Below are 23,844 nucleotides of genomic sequence, written 5' to 3'. Positions count from 1 at the left end.
CGCCTCCGTGGGGGACGGGAGAATATGAGGGGGACTCCGAACATCGGAGTGAGAGAAGGCTAACCTAAGTTGCTCGCCGACTCCATTCGGGCGACCTTCCTCGTCGTCGCAGCCGAGCAGCGAACGCCGCCCGCGGAGTCGGGAGTCGCCGGTGCGGGAGTACCGTGGTGACGTGCTGACTCCGCCGAACACCGAGAAGCGACCGACCCGCCGCGAGCACCACGGTGACGTGGTGATCGACGACTACGAGTGGCTGCGCGAGAAGGACGACCCGGCCGTCGTCGCCCACCTCCACGAAGAGAACGCCTATACGAAGGCGAAGACCGAGCATCTCGCGATCCTGCAGGAGCAGATCTTCGAGGAGATCAAGACGCGCACCCAGGAGACCGACCTCAGCGTGCCCACGCGCGAGGGCGACTGGTGGTACTTCACCCGCACGGCCGAGGGTCGGCAGTACGGCATCCACTGCCGGGTGCCGGCTGCAGGTCCCGACGACTGGGAGCCCCCGGTCACGGATGCCTCCGGCACCCCGCTCCCCGGCGAGCAGGTGCTCCTCGACGACAACGCAGAGGCCGAGGGCCACGAGTTCTACTCGCTCGGCAGCTTCGACGTCACCCCCGATGGGTCGACCCTGCTCTACGCGACCGATGTCGAGGGCGACGAGCGGTACACGATCCGGTTGCGCGCGCTCGACGGCTCCGGTCGCGAATACGACGACGTGATCGAGGGCACCGCCGGCGGCGCGACGTTCGACCCGAGCGGTCGGTACGTCTTCTACGCGACCGTCGACGAGTCGTGGCGCCCCGACACGATCTGGCGCCACGAGATCGGCACCGCGGCATCCGACGACGTCTCGGTCTTCCACGAACCCGACGAACGCTTCTGGCTCGGCGTCGGCGTCACCCGCAGCCGCCGGTTCCTCGTCGTCGAAGCCGGGTCGAACATCACGAGCGAGACCTGGCTGCTCGACGCAGCCGAGCCCACCGGTGAGTTCACCGTGGTCTGGCCCCGCAAGGACGGGGTCGAATACGACGTCGAGCACGTGGTCGCCGGCGCAAGAGACCGCCTGCTCATCGTGCACAACGACGGCGCCGTGAACTTCGAGCTCGTGAGCGTGGCGGCATCCGACCCGCAGGGCGAGCGGCGGATGCTGCTGCCTCACGACCCGGCCGTTCGCCTCGAAGGAGTGGACGCGTTCCGCGACTTCGTCGCGGTCGAGTATCGCCGCGACGGCCTGCCGCGCGTCGCGGTCGCGAAGGTGCCAGAGGCCGGCCTGCCGGCGGACGCCACCCCCGACGACACCCTGCACGAGCTCGCGTTCGACGAGGCGCTGTTCTCGGTGGGGCTCGCCGGAAACCCCGACTGGACGCAGCCGACCCTGCGCATCGGGTACACGAGCTTCGTGACGCCGTCGACCGTGTACGACGTGGTCGTGGCGACCGGCGAGCGGCGGCTGCGCAAACGCCAGGCCGTGCTCGGCGACTACGACGCCACCCGTTACGCGCAGCGCCGCGAGTGGGCGATCGCCGACGACGGCACCCGCATCCCGGTGTCGCTCGTCTACCGGCACGACCTCGTCGACCTCGGCACGCCCGCGCCGACGGTGCTCTACGGCTACGGATCGTACGAGCACTCGATCGACCCGGGCTTCGGCATCCCCCGCCTGTCTTTGCTCGACCGCGGCATGATCTTCGCCGTGGCGCACGTGCGCGGCGGCGGCGAGATGGGCCGGCTCTGGTACGAGCACGGCAAGAAGCTCGAGAAGCGCAACACGTTCACCGACTTCGTCGCCGCCGCCCGCCACCTCATCGACAACGACATCACGGCACCCGACCGGCTCGTGGCCCAGGGCGGCAGCGCGGGCGGGCTGCTCGTCGGCGCCGTCGCGAACCTGGCGCCGCAGTACTTCTCGGGCTTCCTCGCCGAGGTGCCGTTCGTCGACCCGCTGACCTCTATCCTCGACCCGTCGCTGCCGCTCACCGTCATCGAGTGGGACGAGTGGGGCAACCCGCTCGACGACGAAGAGGTCTACTCCTACATGAAGTCGTACTCCCCCATCGAGAACGTGCACGACGGCGCCCACGGCGGCCGGCACTACCCGCGCATCCTCGCCGTCACCTCGCTCAACGACACCCGCGTGCTCTACGTCGAGCCGGCGAAGTGGGTGGCGAAGCTCCGCGATGTCGGCGCCGACCCACTGCTGAAGATCGAGATGGCCGCCGGGCACGGCGGTGTCTCAGGGCGGTACTCCGCATGGCGCGAACGCGCGTTCGCCTCCGCCTGGGTCATCGACGCGGCGGGGGCGCACCCGAGCGGGGAGTAGGGCGAGCGGGCTGCGATGCAGCATGCGCGCGCATGGATTCAGCGCTGAGCGAGCAGCATTCCGGATGTCACGGGCCACTGCCAGACTGACGAAATGCCTCTTCTCTCCGATCTGAGCGAGCGAATTCCAGGCCGGGCGCATGGTCCCGGCGCAACCGAATACGAGTCCGGCCGCACCGTCTTCGCGGGCGTCGGCGAGCCCGAGGCGGTCGTACGACCGCACACCGCACACGAGGTCGCTGCGGCGGTCGGCCTCGCCGCCGCCGCCGGTCTTCCCATCGCCGTGCGCAGCGGCGGCCACGGCCTCCTTCCGGTCGAAGACGGGCTCGTCGTCGATCTGGCCGAATTCACGAAGATCGAGGTCGACGCCGCCGGCATCGTCACCGTCGGCGGCGGTGCACGCTGGGGCGACGTCGCCGGCGTGCTCGGTCCGCACGGGCTCGGCGTGAGCTCGGGCGACACGCGCCAGGTCGGCGTCGGCGGCCTCGCGCTCGGCGGCGGCATCGGCTGGCTCGTGCGAGCGCACGGGCTCACGGTCGACGCGCTGCGCGAGGTCGAGCTGGTCACCGCCGCGGGCGAGGTGCTCACCGTGAACGAGACCGAGCACCCCGAGGTGTTCTGGGCGCTTCGCGGCGGCGGCGGCAACTTCGGCGTGGTGACGCGCTTCAGCTTCCAGGCGGCGCCGGCCGACGGCCTCGTCGGCGGCCACGTGCGGTTCGACCGCTCCGACGTGCCCGCGGTGCTGCGAGCCTGGCGCGACGTGATGCGCGCCGGCCCCGACGAGCTCAACTCGTCGCTGATGCTGATGCCGCCGTTCGCCCCGGGGGTGCCGGCGGGTCCGCAGCTCGGCGTCGCGTTGCAGGGCGGCGAAGAGCAGCTCCGTGAGCTGCTCGCCCCGCTCCTGGCGCTGCCGTCGGTGACCGAGGTCTCGCTCGCGCCGACCTCCTATGGTGATCTTCTCGAAGACGCGCCTCCTGGCCGACCGCCGCTGCAGTTCGTCGGCGGCAACGGCTTCGTACCCGAGCTCTCCGACGCGGCACTCGACGCGGTCGCCGCGGCCTACGATCGCCCGGTGCCCACAATGGTGCTGCTGCGTGCACTCGGCGGTGCGTTCTCGCGCGTCGCCCCCGACGCGACCGCCATCGCGCACCGCGACGCCGAGGCCCTCCTCATCGTCAACGGCGTGCTTCCGCTCGACGCGACGGCCGAGCAGCTCGCGGCGGCGAGGGCCGGCAGCGATGCCGCACTCGCCTTCACGAACGGCGTCTACGGCAACTTCGCGGCAGAACGCGGCGAGGCGATCACCGCGGCGATGTACCCGCCGGCCACGCTCGAGCGCCTGCGTCGAGTGAAGGCGCAGCTCGACCCCGGCAACGTGTTCCGCCAGAACCACAACATCACGCCGGCGAGCTGAGCGACGACCGACGAATGCCTCGGCGCGCACGCCGGGGCATCCGTTCTCGCTCGGCACGCTCGACGGAGTGCACCGCCGCGGGTGATCCTCAGCGCGGCAGCACGAGGATCAGCGCAACTGAGCTCGAAGCGGGCGCTTCGGCTTCCGCCACGAACCCGGTCGACCGGTAGTAGCCGACGGCGCCGGCGTTCGTGCGGAGGATCACCGCTCGGATCGCCGTGAGGCCGCGCTCGCGCGCTTCACGCACCGACGCATTGATGAGTGCGGTTCCGACGCCCGTCCCGCGCGCCTCCTGCGACACGAACGTTCCGATGTCGGCCATGCCCTCTGGCAGGTCGTCGTGAAACCGCTCGAGGGCTTGAAAGCCGAGCACGCGGCCGGTCTCATCCTGTGCAACGGTGCAGCTGACGCAGTGGCTGCCGGTGAGGAACCACTCGGCGAACTCCTCGTCCGAGAGGTGCGCGTCGATCGCCGTCTTGTCGCCTTCGTCGATCACCCGGTTCAGGAGTCGACTGAGCGGAGCGGCGTCGGATGGCACGGCAGCACGGATGAACACGCGATTCATGCTCCCACGGGCCCGGCCGGAGTTCACACCGTCACCCGAGTCGTCGGGTCAGGTGCACGGTGACCTCGTCTCCGTCTGTCTTGCCGATCGATCGACGGAGCTCGGCCGCGATCGGCAATTTGTGCGTGCCGTCGCCGAGCGCCATGAACGAGCTCCGGAATTCCACGCCGTCGACCGTGCCGGCCACTTTGACGAGGCCGCGGGTACCGAAGACGGCTGCGCTGTCGGGCAGCTTCACGCACGTCCAGGTGTCACCCGGCTGCACCTTGCCGAGCACGGCACTGAAGGTGATGTCGAGGGGGCCTTCCCTGCTGGTCATGCGGTGTCCTTTCTCGAGTTCGGTTCGCTGGGTCAGATGAAGAAACCGACGATGGCGCCGACGAGCACGAGCTTCAGCAGCCAGTCTCCGGCGTGGAGCACTGCGGTCGACACCGGCACCCGCTCCCATTGCACCGAACCGGCGAGCAGCACGAGGGGCAATGCGAAGAGGGCGACTCCGAGCAGAGCACCCGCCCCGGGGCCCGACCAGCCTGCAGCAGCCAACAGACCAGCCATCAGGCCCGCGACGACGGCGCTGCGCACCAGCTCGAGCAGGATCTGCCATGGCTTCGGGCGCTCGTCGCGGGCAGTGCCGCGTTCGGCGGAGGCCGGTGGCGCTGCCGGAGCGACGATGTAGTAAATGGAGCTGAGGACGAACGCAGCCACCGCCGCGATCGCGATTCCCAAGGCGAGCATCGACTCCACCTCTCTATTTAGTACGGCTGGGTTCTTTATTCCAACGTAGACCCCATGTAAAGTACTGTCAAGTACTAAAATTGGAGGGCCATGGGGATCAGCGAAGTGCGCCGACTCGGCCGTCCGCGCGGGATCGCCGGAACCGCCCTGCTCGACATCGCGCGTGAACAGTTCCTCTCGCGCGGGTTCGCCGGCACCACCATGGACTCGGTCGCCTCGGCGGCGCACATCTCGAAGGCATCCCTCTACCGCGACTTCCCCTCGAAGAGCGAGTTGTACGCCGCCGTTGTCTCCGACTGGGTCGACCGCGGGCGCGATGCGATGAAGCCGCACACCGATGCCCTATCGGCCGCCGACGATCCCGTCGCCCAGCTGCGACAGCTCGCCGGTGTGCTCCAGCGCGGGGTGCTGTCGCCCGCCGTGCTGCAGATGCGCACACTCGTCGCGGCTGAGGCCGCTCGATTCCCCTCGGTCGCCTCCGACTACGTCGAGCGCAGCTGGGAGCGGAACATCGCCGCCCTCGCGGATGCACTCTCCGTGCTCTCGCAGCGGGGGGCGCTGCGAGCCGAGCCGGCGTACACCGCCGCGGAGCATTTCACCTGGCTGGTGGTTGCGGCTCCGCTCAACCGGCTCACGCTCGCGGGAAGCACCCGACCCTACGACGACGCCGAACTCGCCCGCATCGCCGATGAAGCGGTGATGACGTTCCTCGCTCGTTACGGCCCGCCGCAGCTTCCCTGATCACCCGGCCTACTCGAGCGCCGCACGCCGGGCGAGCACCGCTGCTTCCATGCGCGACGCGACGCCGAGCTTGCCGAGCACCCGCGAGACGTGCGTCTTGGCCGTCGACTCGCTGATGCCGAGCTCGCCCGCGAGATCGGCATTGGACAGACCGCGTCCGAGCCCCGCGAGTACTTCGCGCTCACGCTGGGTCAATTGCGCGATGACGGGATCCGGCTCGTCCGGTACCGCGACCGTCGCGAAGGCGTCGAGCAGCCGACGTGTCACCTCGGGCGCGAGCGCCCCCTCGCCCCGAGCAACCGCATGCACCGCGGCGTGCAGTGCTCCAGCGCTCGCGGACTTGAGGAGGAATCCCGCCGCGCCGGCTCGCACGGCACCGAACACGTACTCGTCGAGGTCGAACGTGGTCAGCACGAGGACTTCGGCGAGCCTCTCGGCGACGATCGCCCGTGTCGCGTCGATGCCGTCGGTGCCGGGCATGCGCACGTCCATGAGCACGACATCGGGCCGGAGCGCTCGCGTGTTCCGCACCGCAGCGGCACCGTCGGCGGCCTCGCCCACGACCTCGATGTCCGCGGAATCGAGGAGCGTGCGCAGCCCGGCCCGGATGGCAGCGTGATCGTCGGCGATGAGGACTCGTACGGTCATTGGGCGCTCCGAGGTATACGGGCGTGGAGCTGCCATCCGCCATCGACCGGAGCCGCGGCCAGCGTGCCGCCGAGCAGTTCGGCGCGCTCCCGGAGCAGGCTGATTCCCTGGCCGGTGCCGATGGTCGGCGCAGACGGGGCGCCCCCTCGGGAGAGGATGTCCACCTCGGCTGTCGCCTCGGTCGCGTGGAAGCGGATCTCCACATCCGCTCCGGGCGCGTGCCGTGCCGCATTGCTGAGCCCCTCGCTGACGATGCGGGCGAGCGCCTGGTCGATCGCCGTGGGAACCTGCGGCGTCTCGCCCACGACGGTGACCTTCACCGCCGAGCTCCGCGCCACGAGATCAGGGAGTTCCGCCAGGCGCGGCGGAGCGATCAGCGGGTCGGACCCTGACCGCAGCACGAGGATCATCGAGCGCATCTCGTCGAGGCCGTCGATGCTCGCCTCGCGAATCGCGCGCAGTGCAGACCGATCGTGCGCCTGGCTGGTGGAGGACAGCGCCGCCTCCGCATGGATCGCGATCGCCGAGAGGTTGCCCGCGATGACGTCGTGCAGGTCGCGAGCCATCCGACCGCGTTCCTGCCTCACGGTGTCGGCCTTGACGATGTCGGAGAAGCGTTCCGCGTCACGCGCCCGCGCCTCGGACAGCGCCGCCACCTCGCGACTCCGACGCACGGACATCCCCCACCAGTACGCGGTGCCGAGGAGGAGGAACGCCTGGAGGGCGAGCAGCACCCCGGCCTGCAGGGTCGCGCCGGCGAGCAGCGGCCCGAGGAGCGCAGCGACGACGAGCACCACGATGACGGCGAGGATCGCCCGGACGTGGCGCGCGCGCCCGAAGAGGACAGCGGAGTAGAGGAGGTCGAAGAAGACGAGAACCATGCCGAGGCTGCCGCCGAGCCAGATGTCGACGCCGGCCACCGCGGTGCCGGCGAGCAGCATGGTCATCGGGCGGTGCCGCTTGCCGAGCATGAGTGCGGAGCCGACGAGGATCGGGATGACGTGCCACCACGGGCTGATCTCGGGCGCCCACGTGACGCCCGACCAGAGATTCGTCAGCCCGATGGCGATGAACGCGACGCCCGCAGCAGCCGTGGCGAGCGCGGTCACGAGATCAGGCCAGGCAGCGTAGAGACGCCTCACTTGCCGCACGACCGCCGCATTGCGCCACTCCATGCCCCCATCACAGCACACGGCGCGGTGGCGGCGGTCGTCCGAAGGATGTACCAGGGGGTCATCGTTCGCCCGATGCGCGCCGCGCAGTTGCGCCCCGAAGGTGGAGTCATGACTCTGGACCTCGGCCTCACCCTGGCCGCCCTCGCCCTCGTCGACAGCCTCAGTATCGGGACCCTGCTCATCCCGCTGTTCTTCCTCGTCGCCCCGGGGCGCGTTCGCACCGGACGAGTGCTGCTCTACCTCGCCACGATCGCCGTGTTCTACTTCCTCGTGGGCCTTGCGCTCACCGCCGGCGCCGATGCACTGCTCACCGGGTTCGCGGAACTCCTCCGTACCCCGGCCGCGCGCTGGACCCAGCTCATCCTCGGCGTCGGACTCCTCGTCGGAAGCTTCTGGATCGACCGCAAGCGGCCGGAGGGCGAGGAACGCCCGCCCGGTCGACTCACCCGGCTCCGAGACCGCGCGATGGGCGACGGCTCGCCGACCCTCGTGGTCGCCCTCGCCCTCGGTGCCGGACTCGTGGAGGTGGCGACGATGCTCCCCTACCTCGGCGCGGTGGGAATGATCACGGCGGCCGGGTTGCCACCGCAGTTGTGGGCAGGAGTGCTCGCCGTCTACTGCCTCGTGATGATCGCCCCGGCGCTCCTGCTGCTGACGGCGCGAGTCGTCGCGCGGCGACTCGTCGAACCGCCGCTCGCCAAGTTCGCGGCGTGGCTCGAGAAGAACTCGGCGGAGAACACCGCGTGGATCGTCGGAATCGTCGGCTTCCTTCTCGCCAGGGATGCCGCATCCACCCTCGGGCTGTTCTCCTGAGTTTCGGAGAACCGCCGGCACGTCAGCCGATCGGCGGGTCCTCGTGCACGTCGAGGTCGGCAGGCGCCATCGTCCACCCGGTGAACCGCACTTCGAGGTCGCCGCGCATCGGCGCGCAGACGAGCGGGCCCGCCGACGCGAGCTCCGCCGTGAACGGCGCGACGCGAATCGTGCGCCATGCGCTCGATTCGGTGCGGGCGCGCAGCACGACGGAGTCGCCGGCGACGCCACCGTGGCTCGCGCGCACGGTGATGAGCTGCCCGGCCCAATCGGGCACGGGGGCCATCGACCAGTCCGAGACGCCGTTCGTCACGACGGCGCCGAGCTGCAGCACGCCGTCGGAGATCTCGAGGCCGGCCTTCACCCAGCGTTCGGGTCCGGCATGCAGCATGATGCCCGCTTGGTCGTAGGCCGCGCTCAGGCTCGAGGCGTCGAAGGTCACCTCGACGGCGGTACCCGCCGGCCATTCGCCGAGCAGCGCGTGGCCATCGTCGTGCACGAATCCGTAGTGGGTGGTGCGCCAGTAGTCACTGCCGTCAGCAGCACCCACGAGCAGGTGCTCCCCGTCGAGGCGCGCCGTCGCCGGGTCCCTCGTCCATGTCCCTGCAGCCCAGTCCACGCGTCGTCGTTCCATGGTGCAACGCTACCGAGGCGGTGGCCGAGTGCGGCCACCACGAGTCAAACGGAGACGAGCGGCGCAGCGACCGCCTCGAGCGCGCCCGGCACGAGGCGGAAGTACGCCCAGGTGCCGCGCTTCGAGCGTGAGAGGAACCCGGCCTCGGTGAGGATCTTCAGGTGGTGCGAGACCGTGGGCTGACTGAGCCCGACCGGCTCGGTGAGATCGCAGACGCACGCCTCTTGCCCCTCGGATGCCGCCACGATCGAGACGAGCCGCAGGCGAACCGGGTCGGCGAGGGCCTTCAGCTTTCGCGCGAAGACGTCTGCGTCGTTCGCCGTGATGGTCTCGCGGGTGAGCGGTCCGCAGCATGCGACGGGCGCGTCGGCGGCAGCGGTCGCCGCCTCGGCGATGTCGCGCGAGACGAGGGGCAGCTCGATGATGGTCACGAGAACACTCTACCCGTATATTGACATCTGTCGATATAGTCGCCACACTCTCTATATCGACAACCTTCAATGAATGCGAGACACGGATGACCCTCATCGACCTCACCGCACCGAAGACCACCGCCCCGACACGGCTGCAGGGCCTGCCCGTCGCCATCGTCGGTGCCGGGCCGATCGGCCTGGCAGCCGCGGCGAACCTCACCGAACGCGGCATCGACTTCGTGCTGCTCGAAGCCGGCGACCGCATCGGCGCGAGTGTGATGCAGTGGGGCCACACCCGACTGTTCTCCCCGTGGAAGCACCTCGTCGACCCCGCCGCCAAGCGGCTCCTCGCCGAGACCGGCTGGTCCGAGCCATCCGCCGACGCCCTGCCCACCGGCGCCGAACTCGTCGAGCGGTTCCTCGCCCCCCTCGCGGCCCTTCCGTCGATCGCCGGCCGCACCCGGCTCGGCGTCGACGTCACCGACGTCACGCGCGAGGGCATGGACCGCACCCGCACCACCGGGCGCGCACAGGCTCCGTTCCTGCTCCGCGTCCGCACCGCCGACGGCGTCGAAGAGCTCACCGCCCGCGCCGTGATCGACGCCTCGGGCACCTACCGCACGCCCAACAGCCTCGGCTCCTCCGGACTCGACCCGCTCGGGCTGCTCGACGTCGCCGACCTCGTGACCCACGCCCTGCCCGACGTGCTCGGCAGCGAGCGCGCCGCATTCGCGGGCAGGCACACGGTCGTCGTCGGCGCCGGTCACTCCGCCGCGAACACGCTGCTCAAGCTCGCGACGCTCGCCGAGCAGGAGCCCGACACCCGCATCACCTGGGTGATCCGCAACGCCACGGCGGCCCGGGTGTCGACGTCGCCCACCGACGAGCTCGCAGCCCGCGCATCGATCGGCGCTCGGGTCGACGCGCTCGTCGACGCCGGCCGCATCGAACTCGTCGATCGCTTCGAGATCGTGCGACTCGCCCGGGGCATCGACGACGAGGCATCCGTCGCCCGCATCACCGGCCGTCGCGGCGACGGACTCGAGACCATCTCGGCCGACCGCATCGTGAACGCCACCGGCTTCCGCCCGAACCTCGACATGCTGCGCGAGATCCGACTCGAGCTCGACGACATCGTCGAGGCGCCTCGGCGTCTCGCCCCGCTCATCGACCCGAACGTGCACTCGTGCGGCACCGTCGAACCGCACGGCTTCGCCGAACTCACGCAGCCCGAACGCGACTTCTTCATCGTCGGCATGAAGAGCTACGGCCGCGCGCCGACCTTCCTGCTCGCGACCGGATACGAGCAGGTGCGCTCGGTGTCGGCATGGCTCGACGGCGATGCCGCGGCGGCGCGCAACGTCGAACTCGTGCTGCCGGCCACCGGCGTGTGCTCGTCGAGCGCTCCCAGCGCGGGCGGCGCGAGCGGCGGCTGCTGCAGCTGAGCGACGGGGTCTCCGGCGGCGAGGGGGATGCCGCCGCCGGAGCGCGGGCGATTCGAAGGGTAGAGTCCGTCAGGTGATCGTCGGTGTTCACACCGACTCGGCCGTTCTGGCCGCTGCGCAACGTGGCGCTCCACACTCGACTTCGTCCGCGGCTTGCTGAGAGCCGAGCCCTCGCCCCTGGAGACCACCTTTGGCTATCGTCACGCGCCCAGATGCGCCCAACCGCTACAAACCCGAACCCTCGGTGCTCGCCGCCCTGCGCAGCCCGCGCATTCTCACCCGCGAAGTTCTCGCGGGTCTCGTCGTCGCCCTCGCACTGATCCCCGAGGCGATCTCCTTCTCGATCCTCGCCGGCGTCGATCCGCGCGTCGGCCTCTTCTCGTCGTTCGTGATGGCGGTGTCCATCGCATTCCTCGGCGGCCGTCCGGCCATGATCACCGCTGCGACGGGTGCCGTCGCACTCGTGATCGCACCTGTCGCCCGCGACTACGGCATGGACTACTTCATCGCCACCGTCATCCTCGCCGGCATCTTCCAGGTGCTGATGGGCGTGCTCGGCGTCGCCAAGCTCATGCGCTTCATCCCGCGAAGCGTGATGGTCGGCTTCGTGAACGCACTCGCGATCCTGATCTTCAGCGCCCAGCTCCCCCACCTGATCGGCGTGCCGTGGCTGGTGTACCCGCTCGTCGCGGTCGGCATTCTCATCATGGTCGTCATGCCGCGGCTCACGAAGGTGGTCCCGGCGCCGCTCGTCGCCATCGTGCTCATCACCATCGCAACGGTCGTCACGGCACTCAACGTTCCGACCGTCGGCGACGAGGGCGAACTGCCCGAGAGCCTGCCCGAGCTCTTCATCCCGAACATCCCGCTCACGTGGGAGACGTTCGTCATCATCGCCCCGTACGCACTCGCGATGGCCCTCGTGGGCCTGCTCGAGTCGCTCATGACGGCCAAGCTCGTCGACGACGTCACCGACACCCACTCCCGCAAGACCCGCGAAGCCCTCGGCCAGGGCGCGTCGAACGTGCTCTCCGGCCTCTTCGGCGGCATGGGCGGCTGCGCCATGATCGGCCAGACGATGATCAACGTGAAGGCCTCGGGCGCCCGCACCCGCATCTCCACCTTCCTGGCGGGCGTCTTCCTGCTGATCCTCGTCGTCGGCCTCGGCGACATCGTCGCGATCATTCCCATGGCCGCACTCGTCGCCGTCATGATCATGGTCTCCGTCGCGACATTCGACTGGCACTCCATTCGCTGGTCGACGCTCAAGCGCATGCCGAAGAGCGAGACCACCGTCATGGCCGCGACCGTCGCGATCGTCGTCATCACCCACAACCTCGCGATCGGCGTCATCGTCGGCGTCATCGTCGCGATGATCGCCTTCGCCCGCCGTGTCGCCCACTTCGCCGCCGTGGAACGCACGGTCGAGCCGGACGAACCCGTACCGACGGCCTACTACACCGTGATCGGCGAGCTCTTCTTCGCCTCGTCGAACGACCTCACCACGCAGTTCGAATACGCCGACGACCCTGACCGCATCGTCATCGACATGTCGGGATCGCACATCTGGGATGCCTCGACCGTCGCCGCGCTCGATGCCATCACCAACAAGTACGAGCGCCACGGCAAGCGGGCCGTGATCGTCGGCATGAACGAGGCGAGTGCCACCATGCACGGCCGGCTCGCCGGCAATCTCGGCGCCGGCCTCTAGCACTCAGACACCACCCCGGCACGACGCCGACCTCCGTGCCATAGACTCCCATCTATGAGTGATGCGGTGGAGGCGACGCGGGAGCTTCGGCTCGTGGCCGATCCGACGCGCGCCCACATCCTTCGGAGCATCCTCGCCGCGCCTGACGGCAGGGTCCTCGTCGGTCGCCTCGCCGACGAGCTCGGACTTCGGCAACCGACCGTGAGTCATCACGTGAAGGCGCTGCTCGATGAAGGCCTGCTGACGCGCGAGCCCGACGGGCGCCGCACCTGGTACTCACTGGCGCCGGCGCACTCGGATCGCATCGCCGAGATGCTGGGCCGGCCCGAGGCCGAGGTCGCCGTGGAGCCGATCCTCGATCGCGTCGTGCACGACCTCAGCGAACGGTTCCAGGGCGTGTTCAACGCAGAGACGGTCGAGCGATACGTCCGTGAGAGCTACGAACTGCTCTCGGCACGACCGACCCCGGGCCAGCGCGTTCCCTCGCTCGCGGCGCAGTTCGCGGCGGATCGACTCGAGGCACTCGCCCGGGATGACACCGCGCCGGGCGCCGGCGTACCGGAGGTGCTGTTCGTGTGCGTGCAGAACGCCGGCCGCTCCCAGATGGCCTCGGCGATCCTGCGGCATCTGGCAGGTGATCGCGTGCACGTGCGGACTGCAGGGTCGGATCCGGCCGGCGAGGTGCGAAGCTCCGTGGTGACCGCGCTCGATGAGATCGGCGTGCCACTGGCCGGCGAGTATCCGAAGCCGCTGACCGACGAGGTCGTACGTGCAGCGGATGTCGTCATCACGATGGGCTGCGGCGATGCATGCCCGATCTACCCGGGCCGCAGATACCTCGATTGGGACCTTCCCGACCCGGTCGGGAAGCCCCTCACCGAAGTGCGCGAGATCCGGGACGACATCGAGCGCCGAATCCGCCAGCTGCTCACCACCCTCTGAGATCGACAGGACCCATGACCGCCGACGAGTCCCCCTCGCCCAGCCCTGCCCCGCTCCTTCGCCGCCTCGTCGCCGAGTGCCTCGGCACCGGCCTCCTCGTCGCGATCGTCGTCGGTTCCGGCATCGCCGCCGCCGAGCTCTCCCCCGGCGACGTCGGCCTGCAACTGCTCGAGAACAGCCTCGCCACCACGCTCGGCCTGGCGGTGCTCATCGCCGTGCTCGCACCCCTGTCGGGCGCCCACTTCAACCCGGTCGTGTCACTGGCCGACTGGTGGTTGTCGCGCCGTTCGGGCGAGCCCGGCTTCGCCGCTCGAGACGTCGCCCCCTATGCCGGCGCGCAAGTGCTCGGCGCGATCGCGGGCGCGCTGCTCGCGAACGCCATGTTCGCGGTGCCCACCACGATCTCGTCGAGCGAGCGTGCAGCACCGGAGACCCTCCTCGCCGAGGTCGTCGCGACCGCGGGTCTCGTCGTGGTGATCTTCGCGCTCGTTCGAAGCGGCAACACGCGGATCATCCCGGCCGCCGTCGGCGCCTACATCGGCGCGGCCTACTGGTTCACGAGTTCGACCTCGTTCGCCAACCCGGCCGTGACCATCGGTCGCATCTTCTCCGACACCTTCGCGGGCATCGCGCCGGCGTCGGTCGCGCCGTACCTCGCCGCGCAGCTCGCCGGCGGGCTGGTCGGCGTGCTCATCGTGAGCTTCCTCTTCCCGGCCCGGACGAGCGGAGCGGGCTCCGCCGGCATCGATTCCGGCTCCGTCTCCGGCTCCGCGAGAACGAAGGCTCCCACCGCGGTAGCCAAATGATAGATCACCGTCTATCATTGCGGTATGACTACTGAGAAGCCCTCCGTCCTGTTCGTCTGCGTCCACAACGCGGGCCGCTCGCAGATGGCCGCCGGCTACCTCCGCGAGCTCGCCGGTGGCCGTGTCGACGTGTTGTCCGCCGGCTCGGAGCCGAAAGACCAGATCAACCCCGTGGCCATCGAGGCGATGGCCGAAGAGGGCATCGACATCGCGGGCAACACCCCGAAGATCCTCACGGTCGACGCCGTGAAGGAGTCCGACGTCGTCATCACGATGGGCTGCGGCGACGCGTGCCCCATCTTCCCCGGCAAGCGGTACGAAGACTGGGAACTCGAAGACCCGGCCGGCAAGGACATCGTCACCGTGCGCCGCGTGCGCGACGACATCCGAGGCCGCGTCGAGGCGCTCCTCGCTGAAATCGCTCCGGCAGCGGCCTAGATCATGGCCGAGCTCGACACCGCAGGGCGACGTGGCCTGCCGGGACTCAACTTCCCCGAACGCTATCTCCACGACCTCTCGCTCGAGCTGACGGCACGGTTCGACGGCACCTTCAATGCCGAGACCGTCGAGCGGTATGTGCTCGAGTCCTACACCGCGCTGCTTCGCACGGCGACGGTCAAGGCGCACCTCGCCAACCGCGTGGTTCGATTCGCCGCCGACCGGCTGACCGCGCTCGCCCAGGCGAAGGGAGCCATCGCTCATGCGGTGCCCGAGGTGCTGTTCGTCTGCGAGCAGAACGCCGGTCGCTCGCAGATGGCGGCCGTACTCACGCACAGCATGGGCGGCGACCGCGTGCACGTGCGATCGGCGGGATCGATGCCGGCCGCCGAGCTGAACCCCGCGGTGGTCGCCGCGCTCGAAGAACTCGGGCTCGACGTGAGCCACGAGTTCCCGAAGCCCCTCACCGACGATGTCGTGCAGGCCGCAGACGTCGTCGTCACGATGGGTTGCGGCGACGCGTGCCCGATCTACCCGGGCAAGCGGTACCTCGATTGGGCGCTCGACGACCCCGATCAGCTCAGCCTCGACGAGGTGCGACGGGTGCGCGACGAGATCCGCGCCCACATCGACGAATTGCTCCAGAGCCTCGAGGTCGCACCCGCATGAGCGATCAGACCATCGAGAACGTCGTCGTCATCGGCTCGGGCCCGTCGGGCTACACGGCGGCCGTGTACCTCGCCAGGGCCGGCCTCGCACCGGTCGTGCTCGCGAGCTCGGTCGAAGCGGGCGGCGCGCTCGTCACGACGACCGAGGTCGAGAACTTCCCCGGATTCGCCGAGGGCATCATGGGCCCCGAACTCATGGAGCAGATGCGCCAGCAAGCCGAGCGCTTCGGCGCACGCATCGTCTACGACGACGCGACCGAGGTCGAACTCGCCGATGACGTGAAGACCATCCGCACCATCAACGGCGTCGAATACCGGGCGCGCACCGTCGTCCTGGCCATGGGCTCCGCCTACCGCAAGCTCGGCGTCGAGGGCGAGGAGCGGCTGACGGGCCGCGGCGTCTCGTGGTGCGCGACCTGCGACGGGTTCTTCTTCAGGGGCAAGGACATCGCGGTCGTCGGCGGCGGCGACTCGGCACTCGAAGAGGCGATGTTCCTCACCCGTTTCGCCGACTCGGTCACCCTCGTGCACCGGCGCGACTCGCTGCGCGCCTCGCGCATCATGCAGGAGCGCGCGTTCTCGAACCCGAAGATCCGCCCGTACTGGAACGCCGAGATCATCGCCGCAGAAGGTGACGACGGACTCGAGCGCCTGCGACTGCGCGACACCACCACCGGTGAGGATGCCGCAATCGACGCGACCGGCCTCTTCATCGCGATCGGGCACGACCCGCGCAGTGCGCTCGTCGCCGGCCAGGTCGAACTCGACGACGAGGGCTACGTGCTGGTGCAGCATCCGTCGACCCGAACGAACCTCGAGGGCGTCTTCGCCTGCGGTGACCTCGTCGACAAGCGCTACCGCCAGGCCATCACCGCCGCCGGCACCGGATGCGCGGCCGCGCTCGACGCCGAGCACTACCTGGCGGCGAACGGCTTCGCCGACCCGGTCGAGGAGCAGGCCGCGATCATCCTCGAGACGCCCTGACGAATCGCACGGGAGCAACCCGGCGGCGGACGACGCCGATGGCCCCGACGCCGCCGGAACCTCTAGCTCGCGCGCGCCGTGAACATCGCGACCAGCGCGAGCCCCGCCATGATCGCCGTCATCGCCGCGTAGGAGCCGACGCCCGCGACCACGGCCGGACCGATGGCCGGCGACAGGGCCATCGCGATCGTGATCGGGGCCGCGAAGGCGCCGTTGATCGCACCGTAGTTGCGGGTGCCCCAGCGGTCGGCGACCGCTGACGCCTGCACGAGGGTGTTGGCGCCACGCACGGCGCCCGCGACGATGCCGATCGTGACGAGCAACCAGATCGGGCCGGGCACGAGCGCGAGGGCCGCGAGCGACACCGCGGCGAGCGCGCACACGACCGCGACCGGCACCCGCGGCTGTGCACCACGCGGCAGCACGAGGAACAGCAATCGGCCGACCACCTGTCCGGCCCCGATCAGGCCGAGCGCGAGCGCCGCGAACTCGAAGGTCAGGCCCTTCTCCATGTAGAGCGGCACCGCGGCGAGCGTCACGCTCATCAGCGCCACGCCGACAGTGATCATCGTGATCTCGAGCATCCAGAAGCGCCGCGTGCGTAGCACCGACGACACCGTGTGCGCGGACTCGTGATGCTGTGCAGGCCGGTGCGGCCAGCGGCGTTCGAGCGACAGCAGGTGCAGCGGCACCGTCACGACCGCGAGCACCGCGGCGAGCACGAGGAACGTCGCCCGCCAGTCGAGCACGGAGAGCAGGCCCGCGACGATCGGCGCGAAGATCGTCGACGCGAGCCCGCCGGCGAGGGTGAGGATCGTCATCGGCGCCTGCCGCCGCTCGCCGTAGCGCCGGGTGATCACCGTGAACGCGGCTTGGTAGAGCACGGCCGACTGGGCGACTCCGCACACGACCCATGCGGCGACGAAGACGATGAGGTCTGGTGCCGACGCGACGCCGACGAGCCCGAGCGCGCCGATCACCGACCCCGCGCTCATCACCGTGCGGGGCCCGCGCTCGTCGAGGAGGCGCCCGACGAGCACGCCGACGAGCGCCGAGACGACGAGCCCGGCCGAGAATGCCGAGGTGATCGCAACGAGCGACCACCCGGTCTCGCGAGACACCTCGGGCGCCGCGACGATCATCGCGTAGTAGAGGATGCCCCAGCTGACGACCTGCCCGATCGACAGCGCAGCGAGCCGCCACTTCGACCGGCGGGCCTCCGAGCGCCCGCTCATCGCTCCACGCTCAGCCCACGAATCCTCGGAACGGGTCGTTCGCCTCGGCGCGCCTGGCCCGCTCTGCTTCGGCGGCGGCGACGCCGCGCTCGAGGTCGGCCAGCAGGTCGTGCACACGCCCCTCTCGTTCGGCCTCGTAGGTCTCGTCGACCTCGATCTGGGGCCATTCGCCCCACTCGCGCTCGAGACGGATCTCGATCGCTCCCGAGACCTCCTGCCACGCTTCGTCGCGGGCGCGCTCGGCGAACTTCTCGAGGTACTCGGGGTCGCTGCGGCGTTGCCACAGCTCTTTCGATACGGCGGCGTAGACCTGCTCGCGACGACGCAGGTTCGCGGCATCGGCTCGCCGGTAGTCGTGTTCGTGCGACGACCGACCCTCGCGTCGCGCTGCCGCAGAGCGGGTCTCGCCGGTGAGCTCGGCGACTTCGTCGGCCTCGCGCACGAGCTCGTAGAGCACCTCGCGGGCAGCGGCCGCGGCCCGCTCGGGCGCGAACGGCTCTTCTCCTCGCAGCGCCTCGACGATGAGCCGGTTCTTGAGCGCCATGCGCCCTGCGGACTCGGCGACGAGCACGCCCTCTGCGAGCATCTCGTCGAACGTGGGCGGAGGAACCTCGGGCAGGGCGTGGCGATCGAACGGCTTGAAGCGCCGCCGCTCTCGCTTGCGCCACAGGGGCATGCCGATCGACCTCTCGAACTTCGGTGTCCGCCGCCGTTCGGCGGTCGGAGATCGAGCCTATCGCGGGCATCCGACGCGCCGGTGAGCGCGTCGGTGGTCAGGGGTAGCCTGCCGAGATGAGCAGAGCGGATGCCGCGAAGCGGTCGTGCAGCATCACGCTCGCCGACGGCCCGTGCCCACGACCGGCCGAGCCGCTCGCGCCGCTCGAGCTCTGCACGAGGCACTTGCTCGAGGCCTACGACTGGGTCGCCCGCGGCGTCGGCGTCACCGACCTGCTGCCGGGGCCCTGTCTCGTCTGCGGGTGCCCGGTCGGCGTCGAGTACCCGTCGGGCCGGGTCTGTGCGGTCTGCGAGTGGCGCGTCGGCGACGTGCCCGATCTCACCGTCGCCGATCCGCGAGTCGACGTCGTCTACTACCTCCGTTACCGCGGCCAGATCAAGATCGGCACCTCGGCGAACCCCCGCATGCGGGTGGCGAGCCTGCCGCACGACGAGGTACTCGCGTTCGAACTCGGCGATCGCCTCGTCGAGCGGCGCCGGCACGAGCAGTTCGCGGCACACCGGTTCGCCGGCACCGAGTGGTTCGCGGTGCACGACGCACTGCTCGCGCACGTCGCCGACTTGCGCCTGGGCGTGCGCGACCCATGGGCGCAGTACGAACGCTGGGTGAGTCGGCGGCTGGCGGCGCAGGGCTGAGCCGCTGCTCGCGCATCACGCGTCGTCGTCTGCGCGCCGGGCTCGCACGTGGGCGATGAGCACCCAGAGCAGCAGGAGCACCCCCACACCGGTGGCCACCGCTGCGCCGAGGATCACGCCCGACTGCCAGGCGGCGTCGGCCTGCGGGTCGCCGTCTGCGGGGGTGTCCCGCGGGCTGAGCGCGTAGAGGCCGATGCCGATCAGCCCGATGACGGTGAGCACCGTGCCGAGCGTCAGGTACAGGCCCGTTCGTACCGGCCCTGTTCGGATCGCCTCGTCCATGCGACGGTCCGCTTCGTCGATGCGACGATTCGCTTCGTCCATGCGATGGCGTGCGCCGTACATATGACGACGCTACGCCCGATCGCGAGCGACCGACAGGGCGACGGCGATCGGATTCGGAAGCGAGGCGCTCACGAAGTGCGTCGCGAGCGACGGCGAGCTACCAGGGCGACGGACGGTCGTTGTCGCGTTGGCCGTCGTCGGGAAGGTGGGGCAGCTCCGAGCCACCCGCGCGGATGCACAGCCACCTCAGCTGCTCCGGGCTGTCGGGCACGCAGCGCCAGGTGCGCCAGACTCCCTGGCCGACCCGCACCACCGTTCCGGGGCCGACGTCGACGACCGCGTCGTTCAGGCCCATCTGCCCACGACCGGCGAGGAAGACGTACGCCTCTTCGACCCGAGCGTGCGTGTGCCAGTACCCGGCCTCTTCGCCTGGTTCGAATGCGTTCGCGGTCATGCCGATGTACTGCATCGTGAGTTCGTGATCGACGACGCGTCGACCGTCGCGTGAACTCTCGGGGCGGAAGCCGCCGTAGTGGCTCCGCCAGTCGTCGAGGCCGCCCATTTCCAGCACGTCGTAGTCGCTCACAACGTCACTGTATCGGGGCGCCGAGATCGGGCGCGACGACTCCCGCGGGTTCATGGGCAGTGCAACTGGGTGCGCTCGCCCGAGCGGTCGATGACGTGACTCGACATCGGCGCGCCGCAGATCGGGCAGGCCGGCGGTGCCGCGGCGACGGGTGCATCGTCATACGGGCCGAGCGGCGGCGGGCCGATGTACGGCAGCAGCTTCGCGTTCAGCCGGTCGATGAACCCGGCGTAGCCGCGCTGGGCGCCCTGGACGCCCGGCGGGATGTCGCGCTTTCTTCGTGTCACAATCATTAGTGTACTAACTATTAACCCCACGTCATACTGGAAGCCCATGAACGCCAGCAGCACACCCCGCCCCGGCGCCTCCGTCGCGACCGACGAACACGCCCCCGCGGCATCCGCTCGGCCGTCGCAGCACGGCGCCGACGACCTGCTCGCGCTCGAGAACCAGGTGTGCTTCGCGCTCGCGGTCGCCGCACGCGGTGTCATCGGCGTCTACCGCCCGATCCTCGAGCCGCTCGGCCTCACGCACCCGCAGTACCTCGTCATGCTCGCCCTCTGGCAGCGCAGCCCGCGCACCGTGCGCGACCTCGGCGAGGCACTGCAACTCGAACCGGCCACGCTCTCGCCGCTGCTGAAACGCCTCGAGGCTCAGGGCTCCATCACCCGCGAGCGCAATGCGCGCGACGAGCGAGCACTCGACGTCGCGCTGACCGACGCCGGGCGCGCGCTGCGCGAACGGGCACTCGAGATACCGCCGCAGGTCGTCGACCGGATCGGCATGAGTCTCGACGAGCTCGGCGGCCTGCGCGACCGTCTCACCGAGGTGATCGCGGCCGTGCAGCGCGGCTGACGCGCACCGCGGCTGACGCGCACCGCTCGACTACGCGAGCGGCTCCGGCGGCTCGAAGCCCGCGACCCGCCCGTCGGCGGAGGCGTACTTCACGATGAGGCTCGCATCCTTGCCGCCGAGGCCCTCGTCGATGAGCCGGGCGAACTGCTCGAGCGCGATGCGCGCCGCCGGAAGGTGCAGACCGGCGGCCTCGCCCGCTGCCACCGCGAACGAGAGATCCTTCTCGGCGAGCACCGTCGTGAACGTCGCGTCGAAGCCGCGATTCGCCGGACTCGTCGGCACGACCCCCGGCGCCGGGTACCAGGTGCGCAACGGCCACGACTCCCCCGACGAGACGGATGCCACTTCGTAGAACTTCGCCGCGTCGAGCCTGAGCTCCTCGGCGAGCTGCGAACCCTCCGCGACACCGAGCAGCGAAACGAAGAGCATCAGGTTGTTCGCGAGCTTCGCGGCGATGCCCATCGTCGGGCCGCCGAGGTCGAAGACGTGCCCGGCGAGCGGCTCGACGAGCCCGGATGCCTCCGCGACATCCGCCGGCTCACCGCCGAGCATGAAGGTGAGCGTGCCCGCCTCGGCGCCCGCGATGCCGCCAGAGACCGGCGCGTCGACGAAACGGTATGCCCGGTCGGCGGATGCCTCGTGGCAGAAGCGCGAGGTCGCCGCATCGACGGTCGAGGTGTCGAGCAGCAGGGCCGTGCGCGGTGCCGTCGCCCACACGCCGTCATCACCGCCGAAGACCTCGCGCACGTGCTCGCTGCGCGGCAGCGACGTGAACACGGCATCGGCGCCGGCGGTCGCCTCGGCGATGGTTCCGACCACGCGCACCCCGCGCTCGGCTGCTGCCGTGCGTGCGGCCGGTACCGGATCGACGCCTCGCACGAGGTGTCCGGCCGCCACGAGATTGGCCGCCATCGGGCCGCCCATGTTGCCCAGACCGATCCACGCAATGGTGGCCATGGTCCCTCCCGACGTCGTCGACGCGAAGCACGCTCGGGCGGAAGCCGACCGGATCCCACCTCGCCTCCACGATACGTCGGGCGCATCCGTCACGGCCAGCGCCGGCGCACGCACCCGCACGCACCCGCACGCAGCCCGCCGCACGGCACGCACCGCACCGCACCGCACCGCACCGCACCGCACGGCACCGCACCGCACCGCACGGCACGGCACGGCACCGCACCGCACGGCACCGAATCAGGAGAAAGGCCCCGGCTCAGGACGTTCTCGCGAGAATCGTCCTGAGCCGGCGTCTATTGCCTGAATCGAAGCTCAGGCTCGTGCCCGATCACGCCCCAGCGAGGCGAGCGCGTGCGCTGTCGAGCGCTGCACCGGTGCCGGGCGCGAGCACCTCGGCCACCACGAAGCCGTCCCGGCGCACGAGGTAGACGCGGTCGGCCCGCAGGCGTCGGCGTCGCGGGCCTGTCGTGTGGCGCGGGAAGACATGCGCCTCCACGTCGAGCTCGGCGGCGATGCGGCGCACCGTCCGTTCGGGCACGCCGTAGCCGTGCACCTGCCAGCGCATCGAACGCAGCGCGGTGATGTTGCCGCCGGTCCAGGGCAGCCGCACCCCGATCGCGTGGTCTCCTCGCCCGCCCCCGGCCTCCGGCATTCGATACCTGATGCGGGTCTGCGACAGGTAGCCGAACACTCGACGTCCGCCGATCAGCCGCGGCAGCAGCCGAACGGCGATCGGGCCGAGCAGCGGCACGATGCGTCCGCGCACGAAGCGCGCGAGCGGTGTCGCCGACGTCACCACCCCGAATGCCCGATCGGTCGTCGCGACGAGCACCTGTCCGACGGGTCGCCGCTCGGCCTCGTACCGGTCGAGCCGACGGTCGGGCATTCCGTCGATGAGCACATCGGCGAGCGCGCACGCGAGGTTGTGCGCCTCCTGCAGCCCGGTGTTCATGCCCTGCGCGCCGACGGGCGAGTGGATGTGCGCGGCATCGCCGACGAGGAAGCACGGCCCCTTGCGGAAGCGTGCTGCGAGTCGGTGGTGCAGCCGGTAGGTCGTGAACCAGTCGGATGCCGCGTACCGCACGCCGAACTCGCGTTCGAGCATCTCGCGCACGAGCGGCTCCGGCAGCTCGCCGTGCTCATCGCGGTCGCGATCGTGCATCACCCCGAGGAGTCGCGCTCGTCGCGGCCCCATCGGGAAGGCGAGCAGGAATTGCTCGGCCGTGATGCGCACGTTGATCGCGCCGTCGACGAGGCCGGTGGCGCCCGAGGCATCCGCGACGAAGAAGGAGTGCGCGTTCGTCACCCCTTCGAACGGGATGCCGAGCGTGCTTCGCACCACGGAGTGCGCGCCGTCGGCGCCGACGCAGAATCGGGCGCGCACCGTGACGGCACCGGTCGGCGCGGCGAGCGTCGCGGTGACGGGCGCATCCAGTCCTCGTGGAGGTCTCGATACGCGTCCTCCTGCGGCGGGCGCCACCTCGAGTCGCTCGAGGCGATGCCTCCACCGCACACCGCGGCCGAGCTCGCCGAGCGCATCGACGAGCAGGCGTTCGTTGCGGCTCTGCTCGAAGACCGTGATCTCGCGATACGGCGTGACCCCCGCGCCGAAGGCGCGCAGTTCGATCCGACCGAACGGCCGGTGCCCTCGGCCCGCGCCGGGGACGACCACGGTGGCCGATGAACGCTCGGCGAGCACCCGATCGATGAGGCCGAGCTGGTCGTAGAGCTCCATCGAGCGCGCTTGCACCGCGAGCGCCCGGGACTCGCGGGTCGGACCGTCCTTGCCGTCGACGATGATCGCGGCGACGCCGAGTTTCGCCAGGCATACCGCGAGCATCAGCCCGCTCGGCCCGGCACCCACGATGAGCACGTCGGTGTCGATCGTCCCGAGGGATGCCGCGGCGGCGGGCGTCTCGGAAGCGGGTGTCGCAGGGGCCTCGCCCATGATCCAACTGTCGCACCGCGCAGCGCCGGATGCCAGACTCCATCGAGGAAGCTCCTGTTCTCCGCGGTCGACCTCGCCGGATCGCTGAACCGGGTTGCCGAATTCTCGCGAGAATCCGACCGATGCCGAGCCCTGCTCGCTATCGTGGGGGCA

The 23,844-nt window shown here is 70.2% G+C and carries 27 protein-coding genes; 13 read left to right on the top strand and 14 right to left on the bottom strand.

Going from position 1 to position 23,844, the window contains the following annotated elements; all coding sequences use genetic code 11:
• Positions 1–172 precede the first annotated feature (172 nt).
• Together AC6CH0_RS05350 and AC6CH0_RS05345 are read left to right on the top strand one after the other, a co-directional pair.
• A complete protein-coding gene (locus tag AC6CH0_RS05350; RefSeq protein ID WP_498098738.1) occupies positions 173–2,323 on the top strand; it encodes a S9 family peptidase in 2,151 nt (716 codons plus the stop codon).
• Positions 2,324–2,416: 93 nt separating this feature from the next.
• Positions 2,417–3,736, top strand: a complete 1,320-nt coding sequence (locus tag AC6CH0_RS05345; protein ID WP_498098737.1) for an FAD-binding oxidoreductase — start codon at positions 2,417–2,419, stop codon at positions 3,734–3,736.
• Between the two features lie 88 nt (positions 3,737–3,824).
• On the opposite strand, the gene AC6CH0_RS05340 is transcribed toward AC6CH0_RS05345, so the two are convergent.
• The 3 genes from AC6CH0_RS05340 to AC6CH0_RS05330 are packed head-to-tail and all read right to left on the bottom strand — an operon-like array spanning position 3,825 to position 5,036.
• A complete protein-coding gene (locus AC6CH0_RS05340) occupies positions 3,825–4,301 on the bottom strand; it encodes a GNAT family N-acetyltransferase (protein WP_498098736.1) in 477 nt (158 codons plus the stop codon).
• Between the two features lie 31 nt (positions 4,302–4,332).
• The gene (locus AC6CH0_RS05335; protein ID WP_498098735.1) at positions 4,333–4,620 is read right to left on the bottom strand and encodes a DUF1905 domain-containing protein; all 288 of its coding nucleotides are present in this window, start codon (positions 4,618–4,620) and stop codon (positions 4,333–4,335) included.
• A 32-nt stretch (positions 4,621–4,652) separates the two neighbouring features.
• The gene (locus tag AC6CH0_RS05330) at positions 4,653–5,036 is read right to left on the bottom strand and encodes a DUF1761 domain-containing protein (RefSeq protein ID WP_498098734.1); all 384 of its coding nucleotides are present in this window, start codon (positions 5,034–5,036) and stop codon (positions 4,653–4,655) included.
• Positions 5,037–5,126: 90 nt separating this feature from the next.
• On the opposite strand from AC6CH0_RS05330, the gene AC6CH0_RS05325 reads away from it, so the two are divergent.
• Positions 5,127–5,777 carry a TetR/AcrR family transcriptional regulator gene (locus tag AC6CH0_RS05325; protein WP_498098733.1) on the top strand — a complete coding sequence of 217 codons (651 nt, stop codon included), beginning with the start codon at positions 5,127–5,129 and terminating at the stop codon, positions 5,775–5,777.
• Between the two features lie 9 nt (positions 5,778–5,786).
• Here the strand turns inward: AC6CH0_RS05325 and AC6CH0_RS05320 are convergent, their stop codons facing one another.
• Together AC6CH0_RS05320 and AC6CH0_RS05315 are read right to left on the bottom strand one after the other, a co-directional pair.
• The gene (locus AC6CH0_RS05320; protein ID WP_498098732.1) at positions 5,787–6,425 is read right to left on the bottom strand and encodes a response regulator; all 639 of its coding nucleotides are present in this window, start codon (positions 6,423–6,425) and stop codon (positions 5,787–5,789) included.
• Complete coding sequence (locus AC6CH0_RS05315; RefSeq protein ID WP_498098731.1) at positions 6,422–7,534, bottom strand: sensor histidine kinase; 1,113 nt, start codon at positions 7,532–7,534, stop codon at positions 6,422–6,424. Before AC6CH0_RS05315 ends, AC6CH0_RS05320 begins: the two co-directional genes overlap by 4 nt.
• 174 nt (positions 7,535–7,708) lie before the next feature.
• Between AC6CH0_RS05315 and AC6CH0_RS05310 the strand changes: the two genes are divergently transcribed.
• Positions 7,709–8,413 (top strand): GAP family protein, encoded by a 705-nt coding sequence (locus AC6CH0_RS05310; protein WP_498098730.1) that lies wholly within the window; start codon positions 7,709–7,711, stop codon positions 8,411–8,413.
• 22 nt (positions 8,414–8,435) lie between these two features.
• Here the strand turns inward: AC6CH0_RS05310 and AC6CH0_RS05305 are convergent, their stop codons facing one another.
• Both AC6CH0_RS05305 and AC6CH0_RS05300 read right to left on the bottom strand, forming a co-directional pair.
• Positions 8,436–9,047, bottom strand: a complete 612-nt coding sequence (locus AC6CH0_RS05305; RefSeq protein WP_498098729.1) for a DUF1349 domain-containing protein — start codon at positions 9,045–9,047, stop codon at positions 8,436–8,438.
• A gap of 44 nt (positions 9,048–9,091) precedes the next feature.
• Entirely contained in the window at positions 9,092–9,442 is a 351-nt protein-coding gene (locus tag AC6CH0_RS05300) for an ArsR/SmtB family transcription factor (protein WP_498101040.1), read from the bottom strand.
• A 122-nt stretch (positions 9,443–9,564) separates the two neighbouring features.
• Here AC6CH0_RS05300 and AC6CH0_RS05295 point away from each other — a divergent pair, with 122 nt between their 5' ends.
• The 7 genes from AC6CH0_RS05295 (at position 9,565) to trxB (ending at position 16,454) form a co-directional block, all read left to right on the top strand.
• On the top strand, positions 9,565–10,905 hold the full coding sequence (locus AC6CH0_RS05295; RefSeq protein WP_498098728.1) for an NAD(P)-binding domain-containing protein: 1,341 nt from the start codon (positions 9,565–9,567) through the stop codon (positions 10,903–10,905).
• 190 nt (positions 10,906–11,095) lie between these two features.
• Positions 11,096–12,616, top strand: a complete 1,521-nt coding sequence (locus AC6CH0_RS05290; protein ID WP_498098727.1) for a SulP family inorganic anion transporter — start codon at positions 11,096–11,098, stop codon at positions 12,614–12,616.
• Positions 12,617–12,670: 54 nt separating this feature from the next.
• Positions 12,671–13,558: a metalloregulator ArsR/SmtB family transcription factor gene (locus AC6CH0_RS05285; protein ID WP_498098726.1), complete on the top strand. Its 888-nt coding sequence runs from the start codon at positions 12,671–12,673 to the stop codon at positions 13,556–13,558.
• Between the two features lie 14 nt (positions 13,559–13,572).
• The gene (locus AC6CH0_RS05280) at positions 13,573–14,364 is read left to right on the top strand and encodes an MIP/aquaporin family protein (protein WP_498098725.1); all 792 of its coding nucleotides are present in this window, start codon (positions 13,573–13,575) and stop codon (positions 14,362–14,364) included.
• A gap of 24 nt (positions 14,365–14,388) precedes the next feature.
• Positions 14,389–14,802 carry an arsenate reductase ArsC gene (locus tag AC6CH0_RS05275; protein WP_498098724.1) on the top strand — a complete coding sequence of 138 codons (414 nt, stop codon included), beginning with the start codon at positions 14,389–14,391 and terminating at the stop codon, positions 14,800–14,802.
• 3 nt (positions 14,803–14,805) lie between these two features.
• On the top strand, positions 14,806–15,471 hold the full coding sequence (locus AC6CH0_RS05270; RefSeq protein ID WP_498098723.1) for an arsenate reductase ArsC: 666 nt from the start codon (positions 14,806–14,808) through the stop codon (positions 15,469–15,471).
• Entirely contained in the window at positions 15,468–16,454 is a 987-nt protein-coding gene (gene trxB, locus AC6CH0_RS05265) for a thioredoxin-disulfide reductase (protein WP_498098722.1), read from the top strand. The genes AC6CH0_RS05270 and trxB overlap by 4 nt, the downstream gene beginning before the upstream one ends.
• 62 nt (positions 16,455–16,516) lie before the next feature.
• Here trxB and AC6CH0_RS05260 read toward each other — a convergent pair whose 3' ends face one another.
• Positions 16,517–17,689 carry an MFS transporter gene (locus tag AC6CH0_RS05260; protein ID WP_498098720.1) on the bottom strand — a complete coding sequence of 391 codons (1,173 nt, stop codon included), beginning with the start codon at positions 17,687–17,689 and terminating at the stop codon, positions 16,517–16,519.
• A gap of 10 nt (positions 17,690–17,699) precedes the next feature.
• Positions 17,700–18,365 (bottom strand): asparagine synthase, encoded by a 666-nt coding sequence (locus AC6CH0_RS05255; RefSeq protein WP_498098719.1) that lies wholly within the window; start codon positions 18,363–18,365, stop codon positions 17,700–17,702.
• 116 nt (positions 18,366–18,481) lie between these two features.
• Between AC6CH0_RS05255 and AC6CH0_RS05250 the strand changes: the two genes are divergently transcribed.
• Entirely contained in the window at positions 18,482–19,060 is a 579-nt protein-coding gene (locus AC6CH0_RS05250) for a GIY-YIG nuclease family protein (protein ID WP_498098717.1), read from the top strand.
• Positions 19,061–19,075: 15 nt separating this feature from the next.
• On the opposite strand, the gene AC6CH0_RS05245 is transcribed toward AC6CH0_RS05250, so the two are convergent.
• The 3 genes from AC6CH0_RS05245 to AC6CH0_RS05235 all read right to left on the bottom strand — a co-directional run bounded on the left by AC6CH0_RS05245 (position 19,076) and on the right by AC6CH0_RS05235 (position 20,218).
• Complete coding sequence (locus AC6CH0_RS05245; RefSeq protein ID WP_498098716.1) at positions 19,076–19,405, bottom strand: hypothetical protein; 330 nt, start codon at positions 19,403–19,405, stop codon at positions 19,076–19,078.
• A gap of 97 nt (positions 19,406–19,502) precedes the next feature.
• Positions 19,503–19,931, bottom strand: a complete 429-nt coding sequence (locus AC6CH0_RS05240; RefSeq protein ID WP_498098715.1) for a cupin domain-containing protein — start codon at positions 19,929–19,931, stop codon at positions 19,503–19,505.
• A 50-nt stretch (positions 19,932–19,981) separates the two neighbouring features.
• Positions 19,982–20,218, bottom strand: a complete 237-nt coding sequence (locus AC6CH0_RS05235; protein WP_498098714.1) for a hypothetical protein — start codon at positions 20,216–20,218, stop codon at positions 19,982–19,984.
• Positions 20,219–20,264: 46 nt separating this feature from the next.
• Between AC6CH0_RS05235 and AC6CH0_RS05230 the strand changes: the two genes are divergently transcribed.
• On the top strand, positions 20,265–20,786 hold the full coding sequence (locus AC6CH0_RS05230; RefSeq protein WP_498098712.1) for a MarR family winged helix-turn-helix transcriptional regulator: 522 nt from the start codon (positions 20,265–20,267) through the stop codon (positions 20,784–20,786).
• Between the two features lie 30 nt (positions 20,787–20,816).
• Here the strand turns inward: AC6CH0_RS05230 and AC6CH0_RS05225 are convergent, their stop codons facing one another.
• Positions 20,817–21,743, bottom strand: a complete 927-nt coding sequence (locus tag AC6CH0_RS05225) for an NAD(P)-dependent oxidoreductase (protein ID WP_498098711.1) — start codon at positions 21,741–21,743, stop codon at positions 20,817–20,819.
• 328 nt (positions 21,744–22,071) lie between these two features.
• The gene (locus tag AC6CH0_RS05220) at positions 22,072–23,691 is read right to left on the bottom strand and encodes an FAD-dependent monooxygenase (protein ID WP_498098710.1); all 1,620 of its coding nucleotides are present in this window, start codon (positions 23,689–23,691) and stop codon (positions 22,072–22,074) included.
• Positions 23,692–23,844: the final 153 nt, after the last annotated feature.

Source organism: Agromyces sp. GQ35 (assembly GCF_059758475.1).
This window is presented reverse-complemented; position numbering and strand designations above follow the sequence as displayed.

Excerpts from the sequence above, each read along its gene's own strand:
- AC6CH0_RS05345 (WP_498098737.1), top strand. The coding sequence starts at position 2,417 with ATGCCTCTTCTCTCCGATCTGAGCGAGCGAATTCCAGGCCGGGCGCAT.
- AC6CH0_RS05340 (WP_498098736.1), bottom strand. The coding sequence starts at position 4,301 with ATGAATCGCGTGTTCATCCGTGCTGCCGTGCCATCCGACGCCGCTCCG.
- AC6CH0_RS05335 (WP_498098735.1), bottom strand. The coding sequence starts at position 4,620 with ATGACCAGCAGGGAAGGCCCCCTCGACATCACCTTCAGTGCCGTGCTC.
- AC6CH0_RS05330 (WP_498098734.1), bottom strand. The coding sequence starts at position 5,036 with ATGCTCGCCTTGGGAATCGCGATCGCGGCGGTGGCTGCGTTCGTCCTC.
- AC6CH0_RS05325 (WP_498098733.1), top strand. The coding sequence starts at position 5,127 with ATGGGGATCAGCGAAGTGCGCCGACTCGGCCGTCCGCGCGGGATCGCC.
- AC6CH0_RS05320 (WP_498098732.1), bottom strand. The coding sequence starts at position 6,425 with ATGACCGTACGAGTCCTCATCGCCGACGATCACGCTGCCATCCGGGCC.
- AC6CH0_RS05310 (WP_498098730.1), top strand. The coding sequence starts at position 7,709 with ATGACTCTGGACCTCGGCCTCACCCTGGCCGCCCTCGCCCTCGTCGAC.
- AC6CH0_RS05305 (WP_498098729.1), bottom strand. The coding sequence starts at position 9,047 with ATGGAACGACGACGCGTGGACTGGGCTGCAGGGACATGGACGAGGGAC.
- AC6CH0_RS05295 (WP_498098728.1), top strand. The coding sequence starts at position 9,565 with ATGACCCTCATCGACCTCACCGCACCGAAGACCACCGCCCCGACACGG.
- AC6CH0_RS05285 (WP_498098726.1), top strand. The coding sequence starts at position 12,671 with ATGAGTGATGCGGTGGAGGCGACGCGGGAGCTTCGGCTCGTGGCCGAT.
- AC6CH0_RS05280 (WP_498098725.1), top strand. The coding sequence starts at position 13,573 with ATGACCGCCGACGAGTCCCCCTCGCCCAGCCCTGCCCCGCTCCTTCGC.
- AC6CH0_RS05275 (WP_498098724.1), top strand. The coding sequence starts at position 14,389 with ATGACTACTGAGAAGCCCTCCGTCCTGTTCGTCTGCGTCCACAACGCG.
- AC6CH0_RS05270 (WP_498098723.1), top strand. The coding sequence starts at position 14,806 with ATGGCCGAGCTCGACACCGCAGGGCGACGTGGCCTGCCGGGACTCAAC.
- trxB (WP_498098722.1), top strand. The coding sequence starts at position 15,468 with ATGAGCGATCAGACCATCGAGAACGTCGTCGTCATCGGCTCGGGCCCG.
- AC6CH0_RS05260 (WP_498098720.1), bottom strand. The coding sequence starts at position 17,689 with ATGAGCGGGCGCTCGGAGGCCCGCCGGTCGAAGTGGCGGCTCGCTGCG.
- AC6CH0_RS05255 (WP_498098719.1), bottom strand. The coding sequence starts at position 18,365 with ATGCCCCTGTGGCGCAAGCGAGAGCGGCGGCGCTTCAAGCCGTTCGAT.
- AC6CH0_RS05250 (WP_498098717.1), top strand. The coding sequence starts at position 18,482 with ATGAGCAGAGCGGATGCCGCGAAGCGGTCGTGCAGCATCACGCTCGCC.
- AC6CH0_RS05245 (WP_498098716.1), bottom strand. The coding sequence starts at position 19,405 with ATGTACGGCGCACGCCATCGCATGGACGAAGCGAATCGTCGCATCGAC.
- AC6CH0_RS05230 (WP_498098712.1), top strand. The coding sequence starts at position 20,265 with ATGAACGCCAGCAGCACACCCCGCCCCGGCGCCTCCGTCGCGACCGAC.
- AC6CH0_RS05225 (WP_498098711.1), bottom strand. The coding sequence starts at position 21,743 with ATGGCCACCATTGCGTGGATCGGTCTGGGCAACATGGGCGGCCCGATG.
- AC6CH0_RS05220 (WP_498098710.1), bottom strand. The coding sequence starts at position 23,691 with ATGGGCGAGGCCCCTGCGACACCCGCTTCCGAGACGCCCGCCGCCGCG.